Source organism: Pseudomonas sp. Marseille-Q0931, assembly GCF_940789645.1.
In the GTDB taxonomy this organism is placed as follows: domain Bacteria; phylum Pseudomonadota; class Gammaproteobacteria; order Pseudomonadales; family Pseudomonadaceae; genus Aquipseudomonas.
In genome coordinates this window covers 434,155-459,302 of sequence record NZ_CALNWT010000003.1, presented here as the reverse complement: position 1 = coordinate 459,302, position 25,148 = coordinate 434,155, and the positions used below count along the sequence as shown (strand labels likewise).

26 protein-coding genes are annotated in these 25,148 nt (G+C 64.1%); 10 read left to right on the top strand and 16 right to left on the bottom strand.

The annotated features are described in order from the left end of the window. Positions 1-22: 22 nt before the first annotated feature. Positions 23-1,267: a saccharopine dehydrogenase family protein gene (locus P3C50_RS11095; RefSeq protein WP_275546042.1), complete on the top strand. Its 1,245-nt coding sequence runs from the start codon at positions 23-25 to the stop codon at positions 1,265-1,267. Between the two features lie 65 nt (positions 1,268-1,332). Here P3C50_RS11095 and P3C50_RS11090 read toward each other — a convergent pair whose 3' ends face one another. After that, entirely contained in the window at positions 1,333-2,958 is a 1,626-nt protein-coding gene (locus P3C50_RS11090) for a HAMP domain-containing methyl-accepting chemotaxis protein (protein ID WP_275546041.1), read from the bottom strand. 176 nt (positions 2,959-3,134) lie between these two features. Between P3C50_RS11090 and P3C50_RS11085 the strand changes: the two genes are divergently transcribed. From P3C50_RS11085 to rimI, 3 genes are all read left to right on the top strand, one after another. Next, on the top strand, positions 3,135-4,265 hold the full coding sequence (locus P3C50_RS11085; RefSeq protein WP_275546040.1) for a lactonase family protein: 1,131 nt from the start codon (positions 3,135-3,137) through the stop codon (positions 4,263-4,265). A gap of 245 nt (positions 4,266-4,510) precedes the next feature. Then, positions 4,511-5,299 (top strand): energy transducer TonB, encoded by a 789-nt coding sequence (locus tag P3C50_RS11080; RefSeq protein ID WP_197858284.1) that lies wholly within the window; start codon positions 4,511-4,513, stop codon positions 5,297-5,299. Between the two features lie 32 nt (positions 5,300-5,331). Continuing rightward, entirely contained in the window at positions 5,332-5,784 is a 453-nt protein-coding gene (rimI, locus tag P3C50_RS11075) for a ribosomal protein S18-alanine N-acetyltransferase (protein WP_041979584.1), read from the top strand. A 99-nt stretch (positions 5,785-5,883) separates the two neighbouring features. On the opposite strand, the gene P3C50_RS11070 is transcribed toward rimI, so the two are convergent. The 3 genes from P3C50_RS11070 to hmpA are packed head-to-tail and all read right to left on the bottom strand — an operon-like array spanning position 5,884 to position 8,497. After that, positions 5,884-7,059, bottom strand: coding sequence for an NnrS family protein (locus tag P3C50_RS11070; protein WP_275546039.1), 1,176 nt, complete (start codon positions 7,057-7,059; stop codon positions 5,884-5,886). Then, complete coding sequence (locus tag P3C50_RS11065) at positions 7,046-7,297, bottom strand: transmembrane sensor/regulator PpyR (RefSeq protein ID WP_275546038.1); 252 nt, start codon at positions 7,295-7,297, stop codon at positions 7,046-7,048. The genes P3C50_RS11070 and P3C50_RS11065 overlap by 14 nt, the downstream gene beginning before the upstream one ends. Before the next feature lie 18 nt (positions 7,298-7,315). Continuing rightward, a complete protein-coding gene (hmpA, locus tag P3C50_RS11060; RefSeq protein WP_275546037.1) occupies positions 7,316-8,497 on the bottom strand; it encodes an NO-inducible flavohemoprotein in 1,182 nt (393 codons plus the stop codon). Between the two features lie 192 nt (positions 8,498-8,689). Here hmpA and norR point away from each other — a divergent pair, with 192 nt between their 5' ends. Further along, complete coding sequence (norR, locus tag P3C50_RS11055) at positions 8,690-10,240, top strand: nitric oxide reductase transcriptional regulator NorR (RefSeq protein ID WP_161867502.1); 1,551 nt, start codon at positions 8,690-8,692, stop codon at positions 10,238-10,240. 126 nt (positions 10,241-10,366) lie between these two features. On the opposite strand, the gene P3C50_RS11050 is transcribed toward norR, so the two are convergent. Genes P3C50_RS11050 through P3C50_RS11040 form a run of 3 tightly spaced genes read right to left on the bottom strand, consistent with a single transcriptional unit; the run spans position 10,367 to position 12,054 of the window. After that, on the bottom strand, positions 10,367-11,293 hold the full coding sequence (locus tag P3C50_RS11050; RefSeq protein ID WP_275546036.1) for a class I SAM-dependent methyltransferase: 927 nt from the start codon (positions 11,291-11,293) through the stop codon (positions 10,367-10,369). Beyond that, the gene (locus P3C50_RS11045) at positions 11,286-11,624 is read right to left on the bottom strand and encodes an FKBP-type peptidyl-prolyl cis-trans isomerase (protein ID WP_275546035.1); all 339 of its coding nucleotides are present in this window, start codon (positions 11,622-11,624) and stop codon (positions 11,286-11,288) included. Before P3C50_RS11045 ends, P3C50_RS11050 begins: the two co-directional genes overlap by 8 nt. Before the next feature lies 1 nt (position 11,625). Next, positions 11,626-12,054, bottom strand: coding sequence for a group II truncated hemoglobin (locus tag P3C50_RS11040; RefSeq protein ID WP_275546034.1), 429 nt, complete (start codon positions 12,052-12,054; stop codon positions 11,626-11,628). Between the two features lie 163 nt (positions 12,055-12,217). Here P3C50_RS11040 and P3C50_RS11035 point away from each other — a divergent pair, with 163 nt between their 5' ends. The 3 genes from P3C50_RS11035 to P3C50_RS11025 all read left to right on the top strand — a co-directional run bounded on the left by P3C50_RS11035 (position 12,218) and on the right by P3C50_RS11025 (position 16,269). Further along, positions 12,218-14,581 carry a DNA polymerase II gene (locus P3C50_RS11035; protein ID WP_275546033.1) on the top strand — a complete coding sequence of 788 codons (2,364 nt, stop codon included), beginning with the start codon at positions 12,218-12,220 and terminating at the stop codon, positions 14,579-14,581. 342 nt (positions 14,582-14,923) lie between these two features. Next, entirely contained in the window at positions 14,924-15,910 is a 987-nt protein-coding gene (locus tag P3C50_RS11030; RefSeq protein ID WP_197858292.1) for a TerC family protein, read from the top strand. Positions 15,911-15,969: 59 nt separating this feature from the next. Further along, positions 15,970-16,269, top strand: a complete 300-nt coding sequence (locus tag P3C50_RS11025) for a hypothetical protein (RefSeq protein WP_275546032.1) — start codon at positions 15,970-15,972, stop codon at positions 16,267-16,269. 3 nt (positions 16,270-16,272) lie between these two features. Here the strand turns inward: P3C50_RS11025 and P3C50_RS11020 are convergent, their stop codons facing one another. The 5 genes from P3C50_RS11020 to P3C50_RS11000 are packed head-to-tail and all read right to left on the bottom strand — an operon-like array spanning position 16,273 to position 17,859. Then, on the bottom strand, positions 16,273-16,713 hold the full coding sequence (locus tag P3C50_RS11020; RefSeq protein ID WP_275546031.1) for a hypothetical protein: 441 nt from the start codon (positions 16,711-16,713) through the stop codon (positions 16,273-16,275). Positions 16,714-16,732: 19 nt separating this feature from the next. Then, positions 16,733-16,981: a cytoplasmic protein gene (locus P3C50_RS11015; protein ID WP_275546030.1), complete on the bottom strand. Its 249-nt coding sequence runs from the start codon at positions 16,979-16,981 to the stop codon at positions 16,733-16,735. 49 nt (positions 16,982-17,030) lie between these two features. Next, entirely contained in the window at positions 17,031-17,309 is a 279-nt protein-coding gene (locus P3C50_RS11010) for a Rho-binding antiterminator (protein ID WP_275546029.1), read from the bottom strand. A 9-nt stretch (positions 17,310-17,318) separates the two neighbouring features. Next, complete coding sequence (locus P3C50_RS11005) at positions 17,319-17,573, bottom strand: DUF2024 family protein (protein WP_275546028.1); 255 nt, start codon at positions 17,571-17,573, stop codon at positions 17,319-17,321. A 55-nt stretch (positions 17,574-17,628) separates the two neighbouring features. Then, entirely contained in the window at positions 17,629-17,859 is a 231-nt protein-coding gene (locus tag P3C50_RS11000) for a thioredoxin family protein (protein WP_197858303.1), read from the bottom strand. Positions 17,860-17,976: 117 nt separating this feature from the next. On the opposite strand from P3C50_RS11000, the gene P3C50_RS10995 reads away from it, so the two are divergent. After that, complete coding sequence (locus P3C50_RS10995; RefSeq protein WP_197858304.1) at positions 17,977-18,543, top strand: MarR family transcriptional regulator; 567 nt, start codon at positions 17,977-17,979, stop codon at positions 18,541-18,543. After that, a complete protein-coding gene (locus P3C50_RS10990) occupies positions 18,540-19,241 on the top strand; it encodes an MOSC domain-containing protein (RefSeq protein WP_275546027.1) in 702 nt (233 codons plus the stop codon). Before P3C50_RS10995 ends, P3C50_RS10990 begins: the two co-directional genes overlap by 4 nt. 36 nt (positions 19,242-19,277) lie before the next feature. On the opposite strand, the gene rhlB is transcribed toward P3C50_RS10990, so the two are convergent. The 4 genes from rhlB to P3C50_RS10970 all read right to left on the bottom strand — a co-directional run bounded on the left by rhlB (position 19,278) and on the right by P3C50_RS10970 (position 25,128). Continuing rightward, complete coding sequence (gene rhlB / locus P3C50_RS10985; RefSeq protein ID WP_275546026.1) at positions 19,278-20,726, bottom strand: ATP-dependent RNA helicase RhlB; 1,449 nt, start codon at positions 20,724-20,726, stop codon at positions 19,278-19,280. Positions 20,727-20,836: 110 nt separating this feature from the next. Then, entirely contained in the window at positions 20,837-22,000 is a 1,164-nt protein-coding gene (locus tag P3C50_RS10980) for a dipeptidase (RefSeq protein ID WP_275546025.1), read from the bottom strand. Between the two features lie 98 nt (positions 22,001-22,098). After that, complete coding sequence (locus tag P3C50_RS10975) at positions 22,099-23,037, bottom strand: GGDEF domain-containing protein (protein WP_197858309.1); 939 nt, start codon at positions 23,035-23,037, stop codon at positions 22,099-22,101. A gap of 189 nt (positions 23,038-23,226) precedes the next feature. Next, positions 23,227-25,128: an acyl-CoA synthetase gene (locus P3C50_RS10970; RefSeq protein WP_275546024.1), complete on the bottom strand. Its 1,902-nt coding sequence runs from the start codon at positions 25,126-25,128 to the stop codon at positions 23,227-23,229. Positions 25,129-25,148: the final 20 nt, after the last annotated feature.

Genomic DNA, 25,148 nt, shown 5'->3' with positions numbered 1-25,148 from the left:
CAGTACCCAGGAGGTGAAACAATTGAAGAAGAACGTTCTGATCATTGGAGCAGGAGGTGTTGCCAAGGTGGTGGCCCATAAGTGCGCGCAACACAATGACGAGTTAGGTCGCATTGCAATTGCGTCGCGCAACATCTCCAAATGCCAGGCCATCATCGACAGCGTGCAGGCAAAGGGCGGCCTCAAGCAGCCCGGCGAGATCAAGGCCTATGCGCTGAACGCTCTGGACGTGGAAGCGACCAAGGCACTAATCCGCGAGACCGAATCGCAGATCGTCATCAACGTCGGTTCGGCGTTTCTCAACATGTCCGTGCTGCGCGCCTGTATCGACACCGGCGTCGCCTATCTGGACACCGCCATCCACGAAGATCCGAGCAAAATCTGTGAAACCCCGCCGTGGTATGGCAACTACGAGTGGAAGCACCTGGCCGAATGCCAGGACAAGGGCGTGACCGCCATCCTCGGTGTCGGCTTTGACCCGGGCGTGGTCAACTCCTATGCCGCTCTGGCGCAACAACAGTACTTCGACAAGATCGAGTCGATCGACATCCTCGACGTCAACGCCGGTTCGCACGGCAAGTACTTCGCCACCAATTTCGACCCGGAAATCAATTTCCGCGAATTCACCGGCACGGTCTACAGCTGGCAGAACAGTCAGTGGGTGAGCAACAGCATGTTCGAAGTCAAACGCACCGACGATCTGCCGGTGGTGGGCGAACAGAACCTGTACCTGACCGGCCATGACGAGGTGCACTCGCTGTCCAAGCACCTCGACGTGCCGAACGTCCGTTTCTGGATGAGCTTCGGCGATCACTACATCAACGTGTTCACCGTGCTGAAGAACCTCGGCCTGCTCTCCGAACAACCGGTCAAGACCGCCGAAGGCCTTGAAGTGGTGCCGCTGAAAGTGGTCAAGGCCGTGCTGCCCGACCCCGCCTCGCTGGCGCCGGGCTACACCGGCAAGACCTGCATCGGCGACCTGGTCAAGGGCACCAAGGATGGCCAGCCGCGTGAGCTGTTCATCTACAACGTGGCCGACCACGAAGAAGCCTTCGCCGAGACCGACAGCCAGGGTATCTCCTACACCGCCGGCGTACCGCCAGTCGCCGCAGCGCTGCTGGTCGCGCGTGGCGAGTGGGATGCCAAGCGCATGGTCAACGTCGAACAGCTGCCGGCCGAGCCGTTCCTGGAGCTGCTGGACGTGATGGGCCTGCCGACGCGCATCAAGGATGAGCACGGCGACCGTCCGTGGAATCAGCCAGCCTGATACAGCCCGCAGCATGAAAAAAGGATCGCCTCGGCGATCCTTTTTTCGTTATGGCGACGCTAGCGTCAGACCCTGAAGCGGCCCACCAACTGGTTGAGGTCGGCGGCCAGGCGCGACAGTTCGTGGCTGGAGGCGCTGGTCTGGTGCGCGCCGGTGGCCGATTGCAGCGACAGGTCGCGGATGTTCACCAGATTGCGGTCCACCTCGCGGGCCACCTGAGCCTGCTGCTCCGCCGCGCTGGCGATCACCAGGTTGCGCTCGTACATCTCGCTGATGCCCACGGTGATTTCGTCCAGCGCGCTGCCGGCGCTCTGTGCCAGTTCGCGAGTGGCACGTGCGCGATCGTTGCTCGACTGCATCGAGGTCAGCGCCTGGCTGGCACCGGTGCGCATGCTGGAGACCATCTGCTCGATCTCCTGGGTGGAGTTCTGCGTGCGGTGGGCGAGGGCGCGTACTTCATCGGCCACTACGGCGAAACCTCGGCCGGATTCGCCGGCGCGCGCTGCCTCGATGGCGGCATTGAGCGCCAGCAGGTTGGTCTGTTCGGCGATCGCGCGGATCACGTCGAGTACCTTGCCGATTTCCTGCGACTGCTCGGCGACGCGCTGTACCAGCGACGAGGTGCTTTCCACCTCTCCGGACAGGTCGCTGATGGCCGCGATGGTTTCCGCGACGCGCGCCTGGCCCGACTGCGCCGACTGGTTGGACGTCTTCGAGGCCTCCGAAGTGGACACCGCGTTGCGCGCCACTTCGTCCACCGCCGCGCTCATCTCGTTGACGGCAGTGGCGGCCTGTTCGATCTCGTCGTTCTGCCGCTGGATGCCGCGGCCTGCTTCTTCGGTCACCGCATTGAGCTCTTCGGCCGCCGCCGCCAGTTGAGTCGAGGAGCCGCTGATTTCCGCCAGGGTGTCGCGCAGGCGCTGCTGCATCTGCGCCAGGGCGGTCTGCAACTGGCTGACCTCGTCGCGCCCGGCAACCTGGATGCGCTGGGTCAGGTCGCCGGCGGCGACATGCTGGGCCGCTTCCACGGCACCTTTGAGCGGGCCGACGATGCTACGGGTCAGCAGCCAGGCCAGTAGTACGGTGACCAGCGCAGCGAGAGCGATCACGGCAATGACGATCAACTGTGAGCGGGCGTACTCGTCCGCCGACACCTGGCCTTCCAGGGCAATGCCCTTGCTGTAGATCTCGCCGAGTTCGGCGAGCTGAGCGCCGGTGCCGTCGACCACCGGCTTCATATCCACCAGCAGCAGCTTGTTGAGTGCTTCGCTGTTACTGCTGCGGGCCAGCACGAAGGAGTCGGCCATACCGCGCTGGTAGGCCGCGAAGTCGCGGCGGAATTGGTCGTAGATGCGCTGCTCTTCCGGCGTATCGATGAAGGGCTCGAAGTCGCGGATGTTCTGTTCGAGCACCTTGTTGCGCGCCTCGTATTGGCTCAGGTAGGTGTCGACGTTGTTCGGGTCGGGGTCCAGCGCCACGCGCAGGGAAATGGTGCGGATGCGCAGCATGTTCTCGCGAATGGAGTCGACGGCGCGGATGCTCGGCACCCAGTCGGTTTCGATGTTGGTGGCCCGCTCGCGGATATTCGACATGGTGGCGAGCGAGAACACGCCGAGAAAGGCCACCATCAGGGCGATCAGGGCAAAACCAAAGGCAGCGCGAGGAGCGATGTTCCAGTTGCGTAGCAGCATGTAAGCCTCACTGGGGGCGGGCAGGCAGAATTGTTTTCGTTATGGGATATCGGCTGGCGAGGTGCCGGCTTGAACCGCTGGATGCGGAGTTTTCGGCGGTTATGAGTCATTGCAATGAATAGTTACATAGTCGTACGATGACTGACCACAACAATCACAATAGCAAGGCCGCCATCATGATCAGACCCCTCGTATTCGCCGCCACCCTCGCTTCGACCCTGGTGATGTCCGCACACGCTGCCACCTTCGCCTACATCTCGAGCCCTAACGACGGGCTGATCTCGCAGTACCGCCTGAATGACGCCACCGGCGCCATCGAACTGGTCGAACAGATCCAGGCTGGCGACAAGGTGAACCCCATGGCCCTGTCCCCTGACGGCACCCTGTTGTTTGCTGCGCAGCGCGTCGCGCCCTTCACCGTGCTCAGTTACCGCATAGACGCCAAGACCGGGCATCTGGAGGAAATCGGCCAGGCGCCGCTGGCCGACAGCATGGCCTACCTGTCCACGGACCGCAGCGGACGTTTCCTGATGGCGGCCTCCTATGGCGGTGCCTTGCTCAGCGTGCAGGCCATCGGCACGGACGGCCAGGTAGCGGATAAGATCGCCGTCTACAAGACCGGCCCCTTCGCCCACTCGATCCGCTCGGATCTGAGTGATCGTTTCGTCTACGCCGGCAATCTCGGGGTCGACAAGGTGCTGCAGTTCAGCCAGGACAAGACCACCGGCGCACTGACGCCGATCGGCGAAGGCTACGCCAGAACCGCAGCCAATACCGGGCCTCGCCATTTCCTGTTCTCGCCCAACGGCAAATTCCTCTATGTGGTGGGCGAGCTGAGCGGCACGGTCAGCGGTTATGCCATCGACGAGAGTAGCGGTGAATTGAAGCAGGTGAGCGAAGCCAATGGCATCCCTGCGTCCCTGGGTCTGGCCCATGGTGAAGCGCGCAGTGCTGCCAACAACGATCTCAAGGATGATCCGACCCCGCGTATCTGGGCGGCCGACATTCGCCTGTCGCCGGACGGCACCTTGCTCTACATCACCGAACGCACCACCAGTTCGGTGTCGGCCTTCAGGGTCGATCCTGACAGCGGCAGCTTGAGCTTCATTGGCAACTACCCGGTCGAGGAAAAGCAGCCGCGCAACATCGCCTTCTTCCCCAATGGCAAATGGCTGCTGGTGACGGGTGAAAAAAGCCAGACGGTCGGCAGTTACGCAATTGGCGACCAGGGCCAGCTCAAGCGCGTTGGCGAAGCCAGGTCGGGCGATGGCGCGCTGTGGATCGAGATCCTGCAAGCCAAACCCTGACCGCTCTTTGTGCATGACGAAAAAGGATCGCCACGGCGATCCTTTTTCGTTTCAGAGTGGGCTCAGATTGTCACCAGGCTGATGCCCTGGCAGCACGGGGTGGCGAATGTGCCTGCACGGCTGACGCTGGCGCAGGTTTTCATGGCGCCTTCACTTCAACGAGCAGAAGGCTCAGGGACTATCCGCGCCCCTCGATTCACGCGACAATCGCCACCTATCAAATGACTGCACTGGATACTTCTGCTTTGAACGCCGAGCTGCGCCGTCGCGCCTACCTCGATGCCATGCAGGTAGCCACTTGGCTGCCGCGTACCGAGCTGCCCTTTGCCGCGCCGTCGCGTGCCGAATTGCTGGCGCCGCCGCCTGCCGAAGCGCCGCTGAATGTCGTCAGTGAATCGGTGGCAGCGGTGGCCGAGCCGGTACGCGAGACGCCGGCCGAGCGGCCGAAGATCGAGATTCCGCGCCCAGGCGCCCAGCCGCGCCAGACGGCTGTCGAACCGGTGGCGGAGCCGGAACCTGTCGAGGAAAAACCGGCTCGGGTCAGTGCACCGCCGCCACGTTTTGCCCTGCAGTTGCTGCGTGCCGGTGATTGCGCCCTGCTGGTGGAGCTGCCCACCGGTCAGCCGTTCCAGAGCCGCGATCCAGCCTACGTCCTGCTCAAGGATCTGTTGCGCGCCGCCGGTCTGCCGGACAGCCCGCAGCTGCTCGGCGAGCCGGTGCGCTGGCCGCTGCTGGTGCGCGGTAACCTGGGTCAGGGACCGGAGGCGGCGCTGGAGTTCGTGCAGAGCTTCGTGGCTGCACGCCTGGAAGAGCAGCCCAGCGCCTGTCTGTGGCTGGTCGGCCTGCCGGCCATTCGCTTCGCTGGCGAGGGTGACGAGCACAGCTACAACCGTGAGCTGCAGATCGAGGGCCTTGGCGCCTGCTGGGCGTTGCCGGGCCTGGAGCTGCTGATGGAAGAACCAACGCGCAAGCGCGAGCTGTGGCAGGCCATGCGGAGAATCCGCCAGCGCTGGTCAGCCCCTGCTCAATCCTGAGAACACCCGTCTTTGTGCCTGAGTTACGCCCGATGAGCGATGCGATTTCCTTCCGCCCGATGACCGAGGCGGATCTCGATGCCGTGCTGAAGATCGAATACGCCGCCTTCAGCCATCCGTGGACGCGCGGCATCTTCACCGACAGCCTCAAGTCCTATAACTGCTGGCTGATGTTCGAGGGCAATCAGCAGGTCGGTCATGGCGTGATCAACCTGATCCTCGACGAAGCGCACCTGCTCAATATCACCATCAAGCCGGAAAGCCAGGGCCGTGGCCTTGGCTTGCGCCTGCTCGAACATCTGATGAAAGAGGCCTTCGAACTAGGCGGGCGTGAGTGCTTTCTTGAAGTGCGCGCCAGCAACCAGAGCGCCTACCGCTTATACGAGCGTTTCGGTTTCAACGAAGTGGGGCGCCGCCGCGATTACTACCCGGCAGTCGGTGGGCGTGAAGACGCGTTGGTGATGGCCTGCACGCTGGTCGATTGATGTCATTACTTTAAAAACGCAGCCCGGATGCAATCCGGGAGATCGTCGCCCCGGATTGCATCCGGGCTACGGTCTGGCCGTTTGATCGCACCAGGCGTTTCACCCCGGATGCCCATCCACTCGCGCCTGACACAGCATCGACGCGTAATACCAGGCGAACAGGGCGAAGGCCACGGCCCAGCATAGCGCCGCCAGCCATAGCCAGCTGCTGCCCGCCGCGACTCGAATCAGCGCGCCCAGATTGAGCAGGCCGAAGGCCCAGGTCATTGCCTTCGGCGGTTGCAATGCACGGCCGGTATGACCGAGGCTGACCCGCGCCATCATCGCCAGGATCAGCCCGCCCATTGCACCCACCGCCAGCGCGTGGTTGGCCAGGCTGGGTTGCGTCAGCCAGCCCAGGTGCCACGCAGCCATGCCGAGCGTGGCGAGCAACAGCCAGGCGTAGGCCAGGTGCAGGGACCACAGCAGCGGTACGCGCCAGACGCCGCGCAGGTGCCAGCGCCACAGGCGCAGGCCGTGCAGCACGCTCAGCACGATGAAGGGCACGGCCAGCCAGGAACTGGGCCGCAGGTTATGCCCGCTGGCGAACAGCGCGGCGACCAGCACACCGCAAACCAGCAGCAAACGATCCTGCCAGGGATGGGCAGCGAAGGCCTCGATCCGGCCCAGGCCGCGCTGGGTGAAAAAGGGGATCACGCGACCACCGATCAGGCTCAGCATTACGGCGATCAGCCATAGCGCGGCCAGCGCGCCACGGCGCTGCAGGCCATCGTCGCCCAGCACCAGGCCGGCGAGGCTGAGGGACTGGCACAGCGCGAGCAGGCTCAGCACCAGCAGGATTGGGTAGTTGTTGCGTTGCCGCGCGGCAATCAGCTGGCGCGCCATCTGCGCAATGAACAGGCCGATAAAGGCCAGTTGCAGAACTGCCAGCAGTGCCAGCGGCGCGGGGAAGAACCACACCAGGCGCGCGGCCAACCACAGTCCGAACAGAGCGATCAGGGGGCGGCCGCTGAGACCCGGACTCCCGGTCCAGGTCTGTACAGCAGTGAGCAGGAAGCCAGCGATGATCGCCAGGCCGAAACCGAAGGGCATCTCGTGGCGATGCCAGGCTAGCATGCCACCGGGCACCGCGGGGCTCGTCAGCCCGTGCAGCGCCGCCGCCCAGAGGGCGACGGCAAACAGGGCGAACAGCGCGCCAGCGAGAAAGAACGACCGAAAGCCAAGGCGCCAGAGCGGCGCGATGGCCAGGGCCTGCTTACGATCAAGCAATTGCATGAGCGCTTGCTCTCTCTTTCAGGCGTTCCTGCGCGATCAGGCGCAGCACGTAGCCGATCTTCAGCACGCTGGGACCGATCAGTGTCAGGCTGTGTGCCAGCACCAACGTCGGTACGTTCAGGTGCCTCTCCAGGCCATAGGCCGCCAGCACGCCCAGGAGCAGCAGGACGAGCCCGGCCCAAAGCAACTGGCTGGACAAATGCAGGATCTGCATGGGTGGGAGATTGAGCGGATACATGATTCACCTCCTCGTTGATCAGCTGTCCAGCGCCGAAGCCGGACCGAAGAATTCGTAGCGGCTTTGCTCGTCCGGTACGCCCAGTGCCTGCAGGTGACGCTTGACCTGAGCCATAAAGGGTTTCGGGCCAAGGAAGTAGGCGTCCAGATCACGTTCGGACGGCAGCCACTGCTCCAGCAGTTCGCGGCTGAGGAATCCCTCTGCGTCGGCCTGGTCACCCTCGCGCGGTTCGCTGTAGCAAACGTAATGGCGGATCTGCGGATGCTCGGCGGCGTGCGCATCGACCCAGTCACGGAATGCGTGAACATCGGCACTGCGCGCGCAGTGGATAAAGTGAATCGGTCGTCCCGAATGACGTGCCGCGTCGAGCATGGCCAGTGCCGGGGTAATGCCGACACCGGCGGTGATCAGTGCCAGCGGCTTGTCCGACTCGCTCAGGGTGAAATCGCCGGCTGGCGGGAACAGATCCAGTTCGTCGCCTTCATGAACATTGTCATGCAGGTGGTTGGAAACGCGTCCGCCTGCTTCACGCTTTACGCTGATGCGGTACTCGCGGCCATTGGCCAGCGCCGAAAGCGAGTAGTTGCGGCGTACTTCTTCGCCGTCCAGCAGCAGGCGCATGCCGATGTACTGGCCTGGCTGGTAGTCGAGCAGGGCGCCGCCATCGACCGGGACCAGATAGAAGGAGGTGATCTCGGCGCTCTCGATGACCTTACGCGCCACGCGGAAGGCCCGCGCGCCACGCCAACCGCCAGACGCCGTGGCGTTTTCCTCGTAAAGCTGTTCTTCGGCGCCGATGAAAATGTCGGCCAGTTGCTGGTAGGCCACGGCCCAGGCATCGATCACGGCATCGGTGGCGATCTCGGCGCCCAGCACCTCGCGGATCGCGCGCAGCAGGCAGCCGCCGACGATGGGATAGTGCTCGGGGAGAATCTGCAGAGCGACGTGCTTGTTCACCACCTGGCGTACCAGCGGCCCCAGGGCCTCTAGGCGGTCGATATGGCGCGCGTACATCAATACGCCGTTAGCCAGAGCGCGCGGCTGGTCGCCGCTGGCCTGGTGGGCCTGGTTGAACAGCGGACGTACTTCGGGATACTCGCTGAGCATCATCCGGTAGAAATGGGTCGTCAGCGCTTCGCCGCCGCTTTCCAGCAGCGGCACGGTGGCTTTGATCAGGTCACGTTGAGTGTTGGTCAGCATTAGGGTATCTCCGCAAGACAAATAAAGAGGCCGGTGTGGCTCGTCTGGCCAGTTATGGCGTGCTAGCGTTAGCGATAAATACCCATCAGAAATCGTGCCAGATAAATAATCCTTAAATATCAATGGCTTGCTTGTTTTGCAGTATTAATGACTCGCTTTGCGTGTGGGTCTTAATGACTAAGAGTAGTCTAAATGACCGCTAACCCTTTGCTGGAAACCCTGATTCCTCTGGTGGCAGACCTTTCGCGCGAGCTGGATGATGGCGAGCGTTACCGCCGGCTGCTCGCCGCCTTGCGCCAGCTGTTTCCTTGCGATGCCGTGGCGCTGCTGCGACTCGATGGTGAGGTGCTGGTGCCGCTGGCGGTGGAAGGCCTGAGCCCAGACACCCTGGGGCGGCGCTTCCGGGTCAGCGAGCATCCGCGCCTGGCCGCGTTGCTGGAGCATGCCGGGCCGACTCGCTTCGCCGCCGACTGCGGCCTGCCTGATCCTTATGACGGGCTGGTAGACGGCCTGCATGGGCATCTGGAAGTGCACGATTGCCTGGGTTGCCCGCTCTATCTGGATGAGCAGCTATGGGGCCTGTTGACCCTGGATTCGCTGGACCCGGCCAGTTTCGGCCGGCTCGATCTGGACAGTCTCGATGCGTTCGCCAGCCTGGCGGCGGCCACGGTCAAGGTCAGTCAGCGCATCAGCGGCCTGGCGCAGCGGGTCGAGGCCGAGCGCCAGCTCACCGAGTTGTACAAGCAGGCGCGCCAGCAACCGCGCGAGCTGGTGGGGCAGAGCACGGCGCTGCGCAAGCTGCAGGACGAAATTCGCCTGGTCGGCGACAGCCCGCTGACCGTGCTGATCACCGGCGAAACCGGCGTCGGCAAGGAGTTGGTGGCTGAAGCCATCCACGCCGCCTCGCCACGCGCCCAGCGGCCTCTGGTCAGTATCAACTGCGCGGCGCTGCCCGATGCGCTGGTGGAGAGCGAACTGTTCGGCCACGTGCGCGGCGCCTTCTCCGGGGCGATGAGCGAGCGCAGCGGCAAGTTCGAGCTGGCCGATGGCGGCAGCCTGTTCCTCGACGAGGTGGGCGAACTGCCGCTGGCGATCCAGGCCAAGCTGCTGCGCGTGCTGCAGAGCGGCCAGTTGCAGCGGGTCGGTTCGGATCGCGAGCACCGTGTCGATGTGCGGGTGATCGCCGCCACCAACCGCGACCTGGCGGCCGAAGTGCGTGCCGGACGCTTTCGCGCCGATCTCTATCACCGCCTGAGCGTCTATCCGTTGCCGGTGCCGCCGCTGCGCGAGCGCGGCCGCGATGTGCTGTTGCTGGCCGGTTATTTTCTCGAGGAGAACCGTGCCCGGCTCGGGCTGCGCAGCCTGCGTCTGAGTGCCGAGGCGCAGAAGGCGCTGCTGGGCCACGACTGGCCGGGCAACGTGCGCGAGCTGGAGCATTTGGTCGGTCGTGCGGCGATCAAGGCGCTGGCGCGCCACGGCGAGCGCCCGCGCATTCTCAGCCTGGACGTGCAGGACCTGGACTTGCCGACGGCCGAGGCGCCGCCCCTGATCGACGAAGTGCTGGCGCCCGGTGAGGCTATGCCGACGGGTGTGGAGCTGCGCACGGCGGTGGACGCCTTCCAGCGCAGACTGATCGAACAGTGCCTGGCGCGCCACCAGGGCAAATGGGCCGACGCGGCGCGTGAGTTGGGCGTGGATCGCGCCAACCTCAGCCGCCTGGCCAGGCGCCTGGGTATTCGCTAGCCGGATTGTGGGAGGGGCTTTAGCCGCGATCTGTTCACGTCGCGGCTAAAGCCCATCCCACATCATCGGCATCTGCTCGTAGTCCGGATGCAATCCGGGGCCAGCAACTCCCGGATTTCATCCAGGCTACAGTTGGAACACCAGCGCCTTCAGGCCGCTCTCGGGGGAGATATCGGGAAACTCCGGTGGGTTGTCCAGGCGCTGCACGAAGTGCAGTTGTGGCGCTTCGGCCGCCATCCCTTCGATAAGGAAGTCCGGGCCGATATCCGGATCGTTGACGCAGGCCAGCACCATACCGTGCTCGCTGAGCAGTTCCGGCAGGCGCCGGAGTATCTTGGCGTAGTCCTGGGTGAGAGCGAAGCTGCCTTTCTGAAAGCTCGGCGGGTCGATGATCACCAGATCGTAGGGGCCGCTCTTGCGCACCTTGCCCCAGGACTTGAACAGTTCATGACCAAGAAACTCCACTCGGGAGAGGTCATGCCCGTTCAGGCGATGGTTGTCGCGACCGCGTGACAGCGCCGCGCGCGCCATGTCCAGGTTGACCACCCGCTCGGCACCGCCGGCAATGGCCGCCACGGAGAAGCCGCAGGTGTAGGCGAACAGGTTGAGCACGCGCTTGCCGGCGGCCTGCTCGCGCACCCACTGGCGACCCAGGCGCATGTCGAGGAACAGCCCGCTGTTCTGCTTGCTGCCCAGATCCAGCAGGTAGTGCAGGCCGTCCTCGATGATCGGCCATTGCGCCTGTGGCTCGCCGGCCAGCCATTCGCTCTCGCTGCCCTGTACATAGCGATGCTGCAGCAACAGGCCGCGCGCGCCGCTGGCCTGCCACTGCGGTGTTGCCAGCAACTCGATCAGCAGCGGTCGCAGCGCTGGCGATGGCTCGCGGAACAGCATCACCAGAACGATGCCGGACAGCCAGTCGACGGTGATCTGTTCCAGCCCCGGCCAGCAGCGGCCACGGCCATGGAACAGGCGGCGGGTCTCGCTGCCGGGGTGGTTATCCAGCGCCTGCAGCAGGTGCTCGCGCAGGGTGGCGAGGGCGGCATCAGTCATCGCGGGTCAGCACTTCCAGCAGCTCGATCTCAAAGGTCAGGTCGGAGTTGGGTGGAATCGCGCCCATGCTGCGCTCGCCATAACCCAGATGCGCCGGCACCAGCAGCTTGCGCTTGCCACCGACCTGCATGCCCATCAGGCCCTGATCCCAGCCCTTGATCACGCGGCCGGTACCGATCACGCACTGGAACGGTTTGCCGCGCGAGTAGGACGAGTCGAACTCGCTGCCGTCCGCCAGCCAGCCGCGATATTGAGTGGTGATCAGGGCGCCCTTGACCACGGCCTTGCCGTCGCCGAGTTGCAGGTCTTCGATGATCAGTTCGTCGCTCATTTCAGGTTTCCTTGCGATGACGGTTTTGGCTGGCCTGTACCGAGCGTTCGGCGGGTACGCGCAGCTGGGTCAGCAGGTAGTCGGCGAACGCCGGTGCATAGTTCTGCAGAGCGATGGCGCCGGCCATGCAGCTCAGCCAGTTCTCGGCCAGCGCCTGGTCGATTGGCCACTGGGCATGAAAGGCAGGGATGCTGATGCTGCCGTATTTCTCGGCGAACAGCCGCGGCCCGCCCAGCCAGCCGCTCAGGAAGCACGCCAGCTTGTCGCGCGAGGCGCTCAGGTCGGTTGGGTGCAGGGCACGCAGTGCGGCGGCTTCGGGGCGTTCGTCCATCAGTCGGTAGAAGTCATCGACCAGGCGGCGCAGGCCGTCGATGCCACCGGCAGCCTGGTAGGAGGCATCGCCGGTGCCGTAGGGAAATGTGTCGCTCATCGAACCATCGTCCGGAAAAGGCGCCATTGTAACCGCTGGCGTAGAATGCTCGGCCAGTTTGAAGCACATGAACCTGTGGGAGGCGCTTTAGCGGCGACTATCGCGGCTGAAGCCGCTCCTACAGGTGCCCCTGATCTGCCGTGTAACCCGTGACCCAATCCCGATGACGCAACCCCAGCAAGGCTTCGTGCTCAGCCGCCATTGGCGCGACTCGCCGGAAGGAACAGAGGTGGCCTTCTGGCTGGCGACCGATACCGGCCCGCGCCAGGTGCGCCTGCCGTGCCAGGAAACGGTGGCGTTCATTCCCGCCGAGCAGCGTGCCTGGGCCGAGCCGTTATTGCGCAATGAGAAGGGCGTCGAGTTGCGTGAGCTGGCCTTGCGCGATTTCAAGCGCCGCCCGGTGCTGGGGCTGTATTGCCGCCAGTACCGCCAGTTGCTGCAGTTGGAGAAGAAGCTGCGTCAGGTCGGAGTGGATGTGTACGAGGCCGATATCCGCCCGCCGGATCGCTACCTGATGGAGCGCTTTATCACTGCCTCCGTCAGCTTCGAGGGCATCGAGCAGCAGGACGGCAGCCTGCTGTGCAAGTCGCTCAAACCCGCCACCGATTACCGCCCGACGCTGCGCCTGGTGTCGCTGGATATCGAGACCAGCGCCCGCGGCGAGCTGTATTCCATCGCCCTGGAAGGCTGTGGCCAGCGCCAGGTGTACATGCTCGGCCCGGCCAATGGCGACGCCAGTATCGTCGACTTCGACCTGGAGTACTGCGACAGCCGCAAGGCACTGCTCGAGCGCCTGAATGACTGGCTTCGGCGGCATGATCCGGACGCAATCATCGGCTGGAACCTGGTGCAGTTCGACCTGCGCGTGCTGCGCGATCACGCCGAGCAACTCAAGGTGCCGCTGCTGCTGGGGCGTGGCGGCGACGTGATGGGCTGGCGCCAGCACAACAGCAGCCAGCACTATTTTGCCGAGGCGGCTGGGCGACTGATCATCGATGGCATCGAAGCGCTGCGTTCTGCGACCTGGAGCTTTTCTTCGTTCAGCCTGGAGTCGGTGGCGCAGACCCTGCTCGGCGAGGGTAAGGCTATCGACACGCCCTATGCGCGGATGGACGAGATCCAGCGCATGTTCGACGAGGACAAGCCGGCACTGGCCCGCTACAACCTCAAGGACTGCGAGCTGGTCACGCGCATCTTCGCCCACACCGATCTGCTTGCCTTCCTGCTGGAGCGCTCCAGCGTCACCGGTCTGGCAGCTGATCGCAGTGGCGGCTCGGTGGCGGCCTTCACCCACCTGTACCTGCCGCCCATGCACCGTCTGGGTTTCGTCGCGCCGAACCTCGGCGATATTCGCGGCGAGAACAGCCCTGGCGGCTTCGTCATGGATTCGCGCCCCGGCCTGTACGACTCGGTGCTGGTGCTGGACTACAAGAGCCTGTATCCGTCGATCATCCGCAGCTTCCTGATCGACCCGCTAGGGCTGGTCGAAGGTTTACGCCAGCCGGACGACGAGCACTCGGTGGAAGGCTTTCGCGGCGCGCGTTTCTCGCGTACCCGGCACTGCCTGCCGGCCATCGTCGAGCGCGTCTGGCAGGGGCGCGAGGCGGCCAAGCGCGAGGGCAACAAGGCGCTGTCGCAGGCGCTGAAGATCATCATGAATGCCTTCTACGGCGTGCTCGGCTCCAGTGGTTGCCGCTTCTTCGACCCGCGCCTGGCATCGTCGATCACCCTGCGCGGGCACCAGATCATGAAGCGCACCCGCGAGCTGATCGAAGCCGAGGGGCATGCGGTGATCTACGGCGACACCGACTCTACCTTCGTCTGGCTCGGCCGCGCCCATGACGAGGAGGAGGCGACGCGCATCGGCCGCGCGCTGGTAGCGCGCGTGAATGCCTGGTGGCGCGAGCATCTGCAGAATGCGTACGGCCTGACCAGCGCCCTGGAACTGCAGTTCGAGACCCATTACCGGCGCTTTCTCATGCCCACCATTCGCGGCACCGAGGAGGGCAGCAAAAAGCGCTACGCCGGTCTGGTACGCGCCGCCGATGGCAGCGAGCGCATGGTGTTCAAGGGGCTGGAAACGGTACGCACCGACTGGTCGCCGCTGGCCCAGCGCTTTCAGCAGGAGCTGTACCGCCTGGTATTCGCCGGCCAGCCCTATGAGGACTACGTGCGCGATTACGTCAAGCGAACCCTGGCTGGTGAGCTGGACGAGCTGCTGGTGTATCGCAAGCGTTTGCGCCGACGCCTCGACGACTACCAGCGCAACGTGCCGCCACACGTACGCGCGGCGCGCCTGGCCGACGAGCATAACCAGCGACTGGGCCGGCCGTTGCAGTACCAGCGCGGCGGCTGGATCAGCTACCTGATCACCACTGGCGGGCCGCAACCGCTGGAGCGCTTGCTGTCGCCGGTGGATTACGAGCACTACATCAGCCGCCAATTGAAACCTTTAGCCGATGCCATCCTGCCATTCGTCGGCGGCGAGTTCGAACGGTTGGTGGATGGGCAGCTCGGGCTCTTCTGAGCATTTGCAGGATGGGGGTGAGGCAGCCTGCTGCTCGATCCAGGCCTGGGGCTACAGTTGCAGAATTCGCGGACAAGTCCGCTCCCACGATAAGCAGATGCTACCTGTGGGAGCGGACTTGTCCGCGAAGCTTTTACGCGGTCTTCGTCCGTGACGCTGTTCCCCCGCAAGCAGACTACTGCCGTGGAACGCTTGCACGGCGTGAAACACTTTGCAAAATTCGCCCCGTTGAGCGGCATTCGCGGCCTGAATATATTTGCGCCCGTGATACCGGGCCCCTCTGGCGGTTAACACCGCGATGTCGGAATCACAGTCTGTTCAATCTGACTGTAGGAGGGGCTCATGACTGCCCTCGAACCGTTTCTCTTCGCCGACTTCCTCGGCACGGCCACCTGGTTGTGGCTGGTCTTCATCGCTGTCGTCATCTCCCTCTTGGCCTTCGACCTTGGCGTGCTGCATCGCGATAACCGCGAGATCGGCGTGCGCGAGAGCCTGTTGCTGTCGGGCGGCTACATCACTGCGGGTCTGTTGTTCGGTGTCTGGGTGTTCTTCCAGAAGGGCGGCGACGCCAGCATGGATTACCTCACCGGCTTTCTGATCGAGAAATCGCTGTCGATGGACAACGTGTTTCTCATGGCCATGATCTTCAGCTTCCTCGCCATCCCGCGGCAGTACCAGCACAAGGTGCTGTTCTGGGGAATCATGGGCGTGCTGGTGCTGCGGGCGATCATGATCGGCCTGGGCGCCGCACTGATCCACGAGTTCGCCTGGATCCTCTACGTGTTCGGCGCCTTCCTGTTCTTCACCGGCGTGAAAATGCTGTTCTCCAAACTCGACGATGCGCCGGACCTGCAGAACAACATGCTGGTCAAGTTCCTACGCAAGCACCTGCGCGTGACCGATGAGCTGCACGGCCAACGCTTCTTCGTGCGGCAGGACGATGGCAAGGGGCGCAGCGTGCTGTGGGTGACGCCGCTGTTCTTGGCGCTGATCCTGATCGAGTGCGCCGACCTGGTGTTCGCCATCGATAGCGTGCCGGCGATCTTTGCCATCACCCAGGACCCGTTCATCGTCTACACCTCGAACATCTTCGCCATCCTCGGCCTGCGTGCCCTGTACTTCGCCCTGGCGGCGCTGATCCACCGCTTCGCCTACCTCAAGTACGCGCTGGCCCTGGTGCTGGTGTTTATCGGCGCGAAGATCTTCCTGGTCGGCATCATCGGCAAGATCCCGGCTGCGGTGTCGCTGAGCGTGACCCTGGGCCTGCTGATCGGTGGCGTGCTGCTGTCGCTGTACAAGACCCGCGGCCAGCCGCCCGCCAATATCTGACCCATTAACCTGGCCTCGCCTTACGGGGTGAGACCGGTCTCGCAACCGGAGAAATTGAGATGTACCAATTCTGGAAAAACCGTCTGGCGCCCGTCGCGCTGGGCGTAGCGCTGATCACCTTGGCGGGCTGCGATGCCGCCGAGCAGTCCGCGCAGAAACTCGCCGAAGAGGCGAAGAAGGAAGCGCAGGCGCTGATCGAGGAGTCGGTCGGTGAGGTGGTGGACGAGGTCAACCGCCAAGTGGATTCTCTGCAGGAGTCCACCAATCGCGCCCTCGGCAAATCCGAGCAGGAGCGTGACGAGGGCGCCGAGGCCCGGCAGGAGCAGGAAGACGAGCCGGTAGCGAGCGTCGAAACCTGAGGTCTATGTCGGACGGCGGAGAAGCCTGTCCAGCAGTCTGGCTACGATCAGCCCAGGCAGGATCGCCAGGCCGAGCAAGTTGAGCTGGTTTAGCAGCAATTCACGGAAGATTTCCGCCGCGCTCCAGGTGTTGCCGTAGGAACTGGCAAACAGGTTCACGGCGCAGTATGCGGCGAGGCTGGCGCACAGGCTGTAGCTGAGCAACAAGGGCAGGGCTTTGCCTCTGCGTAGCAGGCCGCTGGCGGCCAGCAGCAGGAACGCGATCAGGCCAGGAAGGCTGGCGAGCACAAGTTCGATAGCGGGGTTGCTGCCCGGCTCCAGCAGCGATGGCCACTCCAGCCCCAGGCTGTCGTGGCGCAGTTTGTGGGTCAGCAGGGCGATGAACAGGCCGGTGCTGGGAATCAGGCACAAGCCCTGAACGAGGCGAATCAGGCTGGAAAACATGGCGTGGGAGGCGTGGCGGTCAGGTCTGCAGATGAGCGTCCAAGGATACGGCAACGAACAGCGGTTCGCTGCTTATCACGCGCAGCCCCTCGGGGCCGCTTTCCAGTAAGCGGCGTTCGTGGTGTGCAATCTGCAGTTCGAGGTCGTAGCCTGCGCTGCCCAAGTCGCTGGCGAGAGACGCGATGGCCGCCTGGGCCTGGGGAACATCGGACTGGAAATACCCCAGCAACTGCTCGTTGCGGCTGATGACGAGGCGGAAGGTCGGCATGCTGGTTCTCCTGGGTGACATTGCAGTTGGGCCGGGGCGGGCGTAGATATCACAAGGCGCAGTGGCTGCCAGCCAACTCGACGCGGCCAAAGCTGGCGCCCACGTTGAGCGGGGTGATGGCCAGCAACTGGTCCAGGCGCAGCTCCTGCTGGCCCGCGTCGCCTTGCACCAGCAGAAACTCCTCCTTGCTGGCGGCCGTGCGCGTGGTCAGTGCTCTGGCCTCGAAGCTGAGGCCATCGAGCCGTTCGATGCGCAGGCGGTAGCCGTGCATGCAGGCGATTTCCAGGTAGTCGTGCAAATCGCAGTTCAGGGGGCGATAGGTGTTCATGGATGTCTCCTAGCAATCTTGCAGGGGAATGATGAAGTAGCCCTTACTGCTGATGGCCGCCGCGATCTCCGGGTGAGCCGGCTGGCTGTGGCAGAACTGGCAACGGCTCTGTTCGATGGCGTCTTCCTGCAGGCCGCGCTCGGCCATCCAGTCCCTGGCGAACTGGTTGGCGTGCGCCTGATCGTTGCCTTCGATCAACACATCGAAGTGCAGATAGCGGCCGTCGCGCGTACGTACGTGGGTATCGAAAACATTCACTTTCATGATTCTCTCCTCGGCGGTCAGCGAGACGCCGAGCGGCGTCTCGCATGTACTGCACTTACTTCAGGTCGTCGATCGAGGCGCCGAAGTTCAGGTGCAGCACCTGGCCGTCGACCACCAGCGCGGGCACCGACTTGACCCCGGCCTGTTCGGCTTCCGCGACGCGCGTGGCCTGGTCGCCGAGGTGAACGATCTCCACCTTGACCTCCGGAGCCAGCAGATTCAGCAGGGTTTGTTCGGCCGATACGCAAACGGGGCAACCGGCGTGATAGAAGCGTGCTTGAGTCATGATCAATCTCCTGTTGGGTAATTTAGTATCGATTCGATACTGATGCGAAGATTGCCCGCAAAACATCCTTTGTCAATATGGTATTTAGTCGATACTATGTTTCGACAGGAGTGATACATGACCGACACGACTCTCTTCGATCTACTTGAACGGCTTTCAAGCCTGACCCGCATCTGGTTTCGCCAGCACCCGCTGCTGGCCGAGCTGCAGCCCATCCAGCTGAGTGCGCTGATGTACCTGGCGCGCTGCAACCGTTATTCGAATACGCCGCTGGGGGTGACCGACTACCTTGGCCTGACCAAGGGCACGGTGTCGCAGTCGCTCAAGGCGCTGGAGGGCAAGGGGTTGATCGTCAAGACGCAGGACGCACGCGACAAGCGCAGCGTGCACCTGGCGCTCACCGAGCCGGCCTGGGAGCTGCTGCAGGCGCTGTTGCCGCCCGATTTTCTGGCCGCTGGCGAGGCCCGCCTGGGGGCTAGAGGCGAGCAGCTCAAAGCCCTGCTGACCGACCTTCTGCGCGAAATCCAGCGCGACAACGATGTGCCTGGCTTCGGGCTGTGCGGCAGCTGTCGTTTTCACCAACAGATCGATGGCGAATCGTTCTGCAGTCTGACCCAGGAACCGCTGGCGCCAGACGATGCCAAGCTGATCTGTCGTGAACATCAACCCCCGGAGGCCGCATGACCCGCCTGATTCTCGATGCATTGCTTACCGGGCGGGCGCAGCCGTTCACCCGACCCGGCTCGCGCAGCGGCATTGCCAAGACGTCACGCCAGGAGCCGCTGGCGGCGACCGCATTGGGGCTGGCTGGCGACGAGCAGGGCGACCTGCGGGTGCACGGCGGCGTGGAGAAGGCCATCCATCACTACCCGCGCGAACACTACGCCGCCTGGCTTAGCGAGCTTGGCGAACATCCTCTGCTGGCGCAGCCCGGCGCTTTCGGCGAGAACTTCAGTACCACAGGGTGGACCGAAAATGATGTTTGCCTGGGCGATCTCATACGGGCCGGCAGCGCCTTGCTGCAGGTGTCCCAGGGGCGCATGCCATGCTGGAAGCTGAGCGACCGCTTCGGCGTCGCCGATCTGGCGCTGCGCGTGCAGCAGTCCGGCCGCACCGGCTGGTACTACCGAGTTGTTGAGGAGGGCATGGTTCGGGTCGGCGACCCTCTGCAGTTGCTGGAACGCACCCATGCCGATTGGCCGCTGAGTCGGCTTTCGGCAGTGTTGTTCGACAGGCGGGTGGAGCCCGAGCTGTTGCGTGAATGCCTGGCTCTGCCACTGGTGCCGTCCTGGCGCAAAACCCTGGAGCGGCGTCTGCAGAAAACCGAAGTCGAGGACTGGGCACCGCGGCTGGAAGGGCGGCCGACCATCGCGAATCCTTGACGCACCACGCGCTTCGCCTTTTTGCTTCCTGCCGGCTCAGTGCCTGCGTGGCACCGACTTGAGCAACTCGTCCGGTGGCATCTCACACTGGATCTTGCGGCCGATCAGCGCTTCGATCGGCGGCAGGGCGAAGGCGTCGTCTTCGCCGGCGAAGCTGATCGAGGTGCCGCTGGTGCCGGCGCGGCCGGTACGGCCGATGCGGTGCACGTAGTCGTCCGGGTCTTCCGGCAGAGTGAAGTTGATCACGTGGCTGATACCGTCGACATGGATGCCACGGCCGGCCACGTCGGTGGCCACCAGCACGCGGATATGCCCGGCGCGGAAGCCTTCGAGCACCTTGATGCGCTTGTGCTGCGGCACGTCGCCGGACATCTGCGCGGCGCTGACGCCGTCGCGGGTCAGGCGCTCTTCGATGCGGCGCACTTCGTCCTTGCGGTTGGCGAAGACCATCACCCGGTCCCAGGCGTTCTGCGTCACCAGGTTGTAGAGCAGCTTGTACTTGTCGCTGGAAGCGACGGCGTAGACGTGCTGCTCGACGGTTTCGCTGGCGACGTTGGTGGGCTCGATCTCGACGATGGCCGGGTTGACCGTCCACTGCTTGGCCAGGTTCATCACGTCGTCGGTGAACGTGGCGGAGAACAGCAGGGTCTGGCGGTCGCCCTTCATCGGCGTCTGGCGGATGATCTGGCGCACCTGCGGGATGAAGCCCATGTCGAGCATGCGGTCGGCTTCGTCGAGCACCATTACCTCGACCATGTCCAGGTGCACCTCGCCGCGCTGGTTGAAGTCCAGCAGGCGGCCCGGGGTGGCCACGAGGATGTCGCAGAAACGCGACTCCAGCTGCTTGAGCTGCTTGTCGAAGTCCATGCCGCCGACGAAGCTCATGACGTTGAGCTTGGTGTACTTGGTCAGCTCGGCGGCGTCCTTGGCGATCTGCACCACCAGTTCGCGGGTCGGCGCGATGATCAGCGCACGCGGCTCGCCCATGTAGCGCTCTTTCGGCGCCGGGGTCTGCAGCAACTGGGTGATGATCGAGATGAGGAAGGCGGCAGTCTTGCCGGTGCCGGTCTGGGCGCGGCCGATGGCGTCCTGGCCCTTGAGGGTGTAGCCCAGCACGCCGGCCTGGATCGGTGTGCAGTAGGGGAAGCCGAGATCGTGGATGGCGTGCATCAGCTCGGGAGCGAGCTTGAAGTCATGGAAGCGCATCTTGCCTTCGGCCGGCTCGACCACGAAATCTTCCAGCTTCCAGGTGTCTACCGGCTTGGCTGGGCGCTCGCGGCGCGGCTTGTCGGCTTTCGGCGGGCGCGGCGGCTGTGGCGCCGGGCTGTCGCCAGCCGGTTCGTCTGCGCTGCGGGCGGGCTTGTTCCTGCGCGGGCGCTTGTCGTCTGCGCCACGGCTCTGGGCGGGCGCTGCTACGGGTGACGGCGCTGGTTGCGGCTGCTCGTCTTCGGCCTTGCCGAACATTTTCTTGAGTGCTTTGAGCACGGGCTTCTCATCGACTGGTTAAGGAGTGAACGCCCGCCAGTGTAATGCAAGACGCGGGCGTGGCGAAGTGCTTCGCTCGCGTCTGTCAAGCGTACTGTGCGGTCAGTGCGTCATTTCTCCGGCAGGCTGGCCAGCAGCAGGCGCTGGACATTGCCGCCCATGATCGCGGCGATGGCTGTGTCGTCGAAGCCGGCGCCTTGCAGGCCTTCGGTGATCTGCGCTAGGCCGGTTACATCGAACGGCGTGTGCACGGCGCCGTTGAAGTCCGAACCCAGGGCGACGTGCTCGACGCCGACCTTGTCCGCGGTGTAACGAATGGCTTTGACGATGGCGGCGACCGAGGTGTCGCACACCGCGGTGCTCCAGTAGCCGATACCGATCACCCCACCGGTGGCGGCGATGGCCTGCAGGTGCTTGTCGCTGAGGTTGCGTGTGCCGGCGCAGGTGCCCTCGACTCCGGTGTGCGAAACCAGTACCGGACGCTTGGCCATGGCCAGTACGTCATCGATCAGCGGCCGCGAAGCGTGGGCCAGGTCCACCAGCATGGATTTTTCTTCCAGGCGCGCGATGACCTGCCGGCCTAACGGGGTGAGCCCGCCTTTTTCCTGGCCGTGGGCGGAGCCACCGACCTCGTTGTCGAAGAAGTGGGTCAGGCCGGCGATACGGAAGCCTGCGTCATACAGCACGTCGATGTTTTCCAGCTTGCCTTCGATGGGTTGCAGGCCCTCGGTGGCGAGCAGGCCGGCGACGCGGCGCGGGTCCTTTTCCCAGGCTTCGACGAAGTTCGCCAGGTCCGCGCGGGTGCGGATCAGCACCAGACGACCATCACTGCCAGCGGCGGCGTCCTGGAGTTTCTGTGCCTGGTACAGCGCGCGTTGCAGCAGGCTGTTCCAGGTTTCCCGCGGCCAGCGCTGAGCCATGGCCAGCAGGGTGATGTTGTCGCTGTCGGCGCCGTTGCTCTCCATGTTCAGGCCGCGCGGAGTCTTGGTCACGGTGGAGAACACCTGCAGGCCGAGGCGGCCTTCGAGCATGCGCGGCAGGTCGGAATGGCCATAGTCGTAGCGCTTGAGCAGGTCGCGCTCCCAGAGCAGCGCATCGTCGTGCAGGTCGGCGACGAACAGGCCCTGGTGGAGCTTTTGCGCGCTGGCACTGGCCGCATAGGGTGGCGGGTTGGCGACGCTGTTCATCTGCGCGTCGATCACTTGCGGCAGGCCGAGCACGGCGAGGGCGGAGAGGGGAATCAGCAGAAGCAGGGCGATCAGCAGTTTGCGCATGAGAAGCCATCCGGGCATGTTGTTATGCCCGGCACTCTAGCAGGGAAGCGTAGTGTCCGGCGCGCTCGGGTACGTGTGCGCAGCGATGTTGGCAACGCTCAGCCGCAGAGGCAGTTGCGACCCTGTTGCTTGGCCTGGTACAGCGCCGCATCGGCACGCGCGATCAGGCCCTGCAGGCTGTCCGGCTGTTGTATCTGCGCCAGACCGATGGAAATGGTGACGCCGGGCAGCACGCCAACCGGCGAGTAGAACGAGGCGATCTGCTCCAGGCTGACGCGCAGGCGCTCGCCAATGCCGCGCGCGGCCTCGGCAGCGATCTCAGGTAAGAGGATGACGAACTCCTCGCCACCGAAACGTATCAGGCTGTCCTTGGGCCTGAGCTGGCTGCTCAGGGTATGCGCCACCAGGCACAGGGCGTAGTCGCCGGCCAGATGGCCGTGCTGGTCGTTGTAGGCCTTGAAGTGGTCGACATCGAGCATCAGCAGCGACATGGGTTCATCGTTGAAGGCGCAGCGGGTGCTCTCGCGCTCGAACACGTGCTCCAGCCAGCGTCGGTTGAAGCAGCCGGTCAGGGTGTCGACGTTGGCGTTCTGCTCGCTGTCGAGAATCTTCCGGTTGCCCTGACGCACGCGGTCGCAGAGCAGCTCCAGCAGGTTCTGCATCATCTGTGGGGATTGCTCGAACAGCGCCACCAGGGATTCGCGATGCAGGCGCAAGACGATGGAGGGGCGCTCGGCTACCACGTAGGCAGAAGGATGCTCGTTGTCGATGAAGCTGATTTCACCCGCGCAGTCGCCGACTTCGAGGGTGCTGACGGCCTGGTTGTCCAGTGAACCGAGGTAGACGCGCAGCTGGCCTTCTATCAGCAGATAGAGGTGCTGGTTGCGGTTGAAAGGGGAAAGCAGCACTTCGCCTGCTTCCAACTCGCAGGCACGAAACTCCCGCAGCAACTGATCGAGGCTGCTGGTGGCGACATTCTGAAAGAGTCGCAACTGCTGGACTTGCTGCAGGTCTGCCTGCCAGTGCGCCGGTTTCATCGCAATCTCGTCGGGCCTGGCCGGGGGAATAGGCCGTAGGGCTCCACCAACGCTCCCTGTCGTGTCTACGGATCGCTCGACATTATTCCGCCGCTGGAGGCCTGGCAATGCCTGTCCCAAGCCAGACCGACCAATGGCGGCACGAAAGTGCAAAGTTGTTAACTGGCGCGCGTCCTTGCGCGCTCTGGATCACGTTGCGAAGTGAATACGATGGCCTACTGCATAGCCGGCCAGGCGCTCGCCGATGGCCTCGGCAAGTGCCTGATCCTGATTCGGCAGGTGAACGTGAGCCAGTTGACCGGCCTTGTCGTCGCTCAGCACTTCGACCCGAGCGGCAGGATGCAGCTCGCCGACGGCAGCTTGGTAGACGCGGGTGATGGCATCGAAGCGCAGCGCCGGCTTGAATGTCTTGCCCACTGCGGTGAGCGGCATGGCATCGATGATCCAGGCGTCCTTGGGAATTGCGGCGCGCTCGGGAATGTGCGCGGCGGCATGCTCGAGCAGTTCCGCCTCGCTGATCTGGCTGCCGGGTTTGAGCTGCACGTAGACCACCGGCAGCTCGCCGGCCTTCTCATCCGGCTTGCCCACGGCAGCGGCCATGGCCACGGCCGGGTGCTTGTGCAGGGCTTCTTCGATCATCTGCGGGTCGATGTTGTGGCCGCCGCGGATGATCAGGTCCTTGCTGCGGCCGGTCAGCCAGATATAGCCATCGACGTCGACGCGGCCAAGGTCGCCGGTGTTGAACCAGTCGCTATCGACCCAGATGCCGGTATTCTTGCTCGCCTGCAGATAGCCCTTGAACACCGTGGCGCCACGGATGCACAGGTTGCCGATTTCATTTGGCGCGGCATCGCGAACGTAGTGTCCCTGTTCGTCGAGCACCTTGATGCGCACCTCGCAGTAAGGCATCGGCAGGCCGATGGAACCAGGGCGGCGTTCGCCGGCTGGCGGGTTGGCGCAGCTGCCACAGGTGCCTTCGGTCAGGCCGTAGCCTTCGATCAGGGTCAGGCCGGTCTTGGCCTCGAACTGGCGGATCAGCTCGACAGGCATCGGCGCCGCGCCGCACAGCGCGTATTTCAGCGAGGACAGATCATGGCCCTCGCTGGGCACCTGCAGCAGGCCGGCATAGATGGTGGGCACGCCGCTGAAGAAGCTGACCTTGTGGCGTTCGATCACTTTCCAGAAATTGCCGATCAGCGTGGTGTTGCGATAGCCCTGCGGCGTGGCCAGCAGCACCTCGGCGCCACCGATGAAGGCCGCCAGGCCGGTGACGATCACACCGTTGACGTGAAACAGCGGCAGGCCGCAGAGCGTCACGTCTCCGACGCCGAAGCGGGTCACCAGGTTCATGCTATAGGCCATGGCCACTTCGTTGCCGTGGCTGTGCGGCGCCAGTTTCGGCGTGCCGGTGGTACCGCCGGTATGGAAGTAGCTGGCGATGTCCTCGGCGGCGATCACGCGTCCGCTTTCCAGATGGTCGGCGGGGCAGGCGGCGATGGTTTCATCGAAATCCAGCACGCCGTCCGGCAACGGGCCGCGCTGGGCCTTGAGCGCACTGCGTTGCGGTTCCGGCAACAGGTTGGCCATGTCCACGCAGAGAATCGCCTTGAGCTCCGGCAGTTGATCGCGCAGGGCCTCGACCTTGTCCCACAGGTCGGTGCCGGGGAAGGGCGCCAGGGTCACCAGTAGTTCGGACTCGGAGGCATGGATCAGTTCGGCGATGTGCTCGGGATCGAGCAGCGGGTTGATCGCGTTGACGATCCCCGCCGCCTCGCCGCCCCAGATGGTGTAGTGGGTCTGCGGCAGGTTGGGCAGCAGGAACGAGACTGCCTTGCCCGGGCGTAAACCCAGGCGATGAAAGGCATTGGCGGTCTGGGTGATCCTGGCCAGCAGCTCGGCATAGCTCAGGCGCAGTGGCGTTTCATCGCCCGTGCCCTGGAGGATGAACGACAGCGCCGGTGCATCGGGGTTGGCCTGTGCCGTGCGGCGGATCAGCTCGAAGGTGCTGCCGGGTAGATCGCGCTCGCTCAACGGCGTGCTCTCGATCTGCTCGATATCCTGCAGGGTGCGAATCAGGGGCGCTGTGCTCATTTATCGTGCATCTCTTCGGT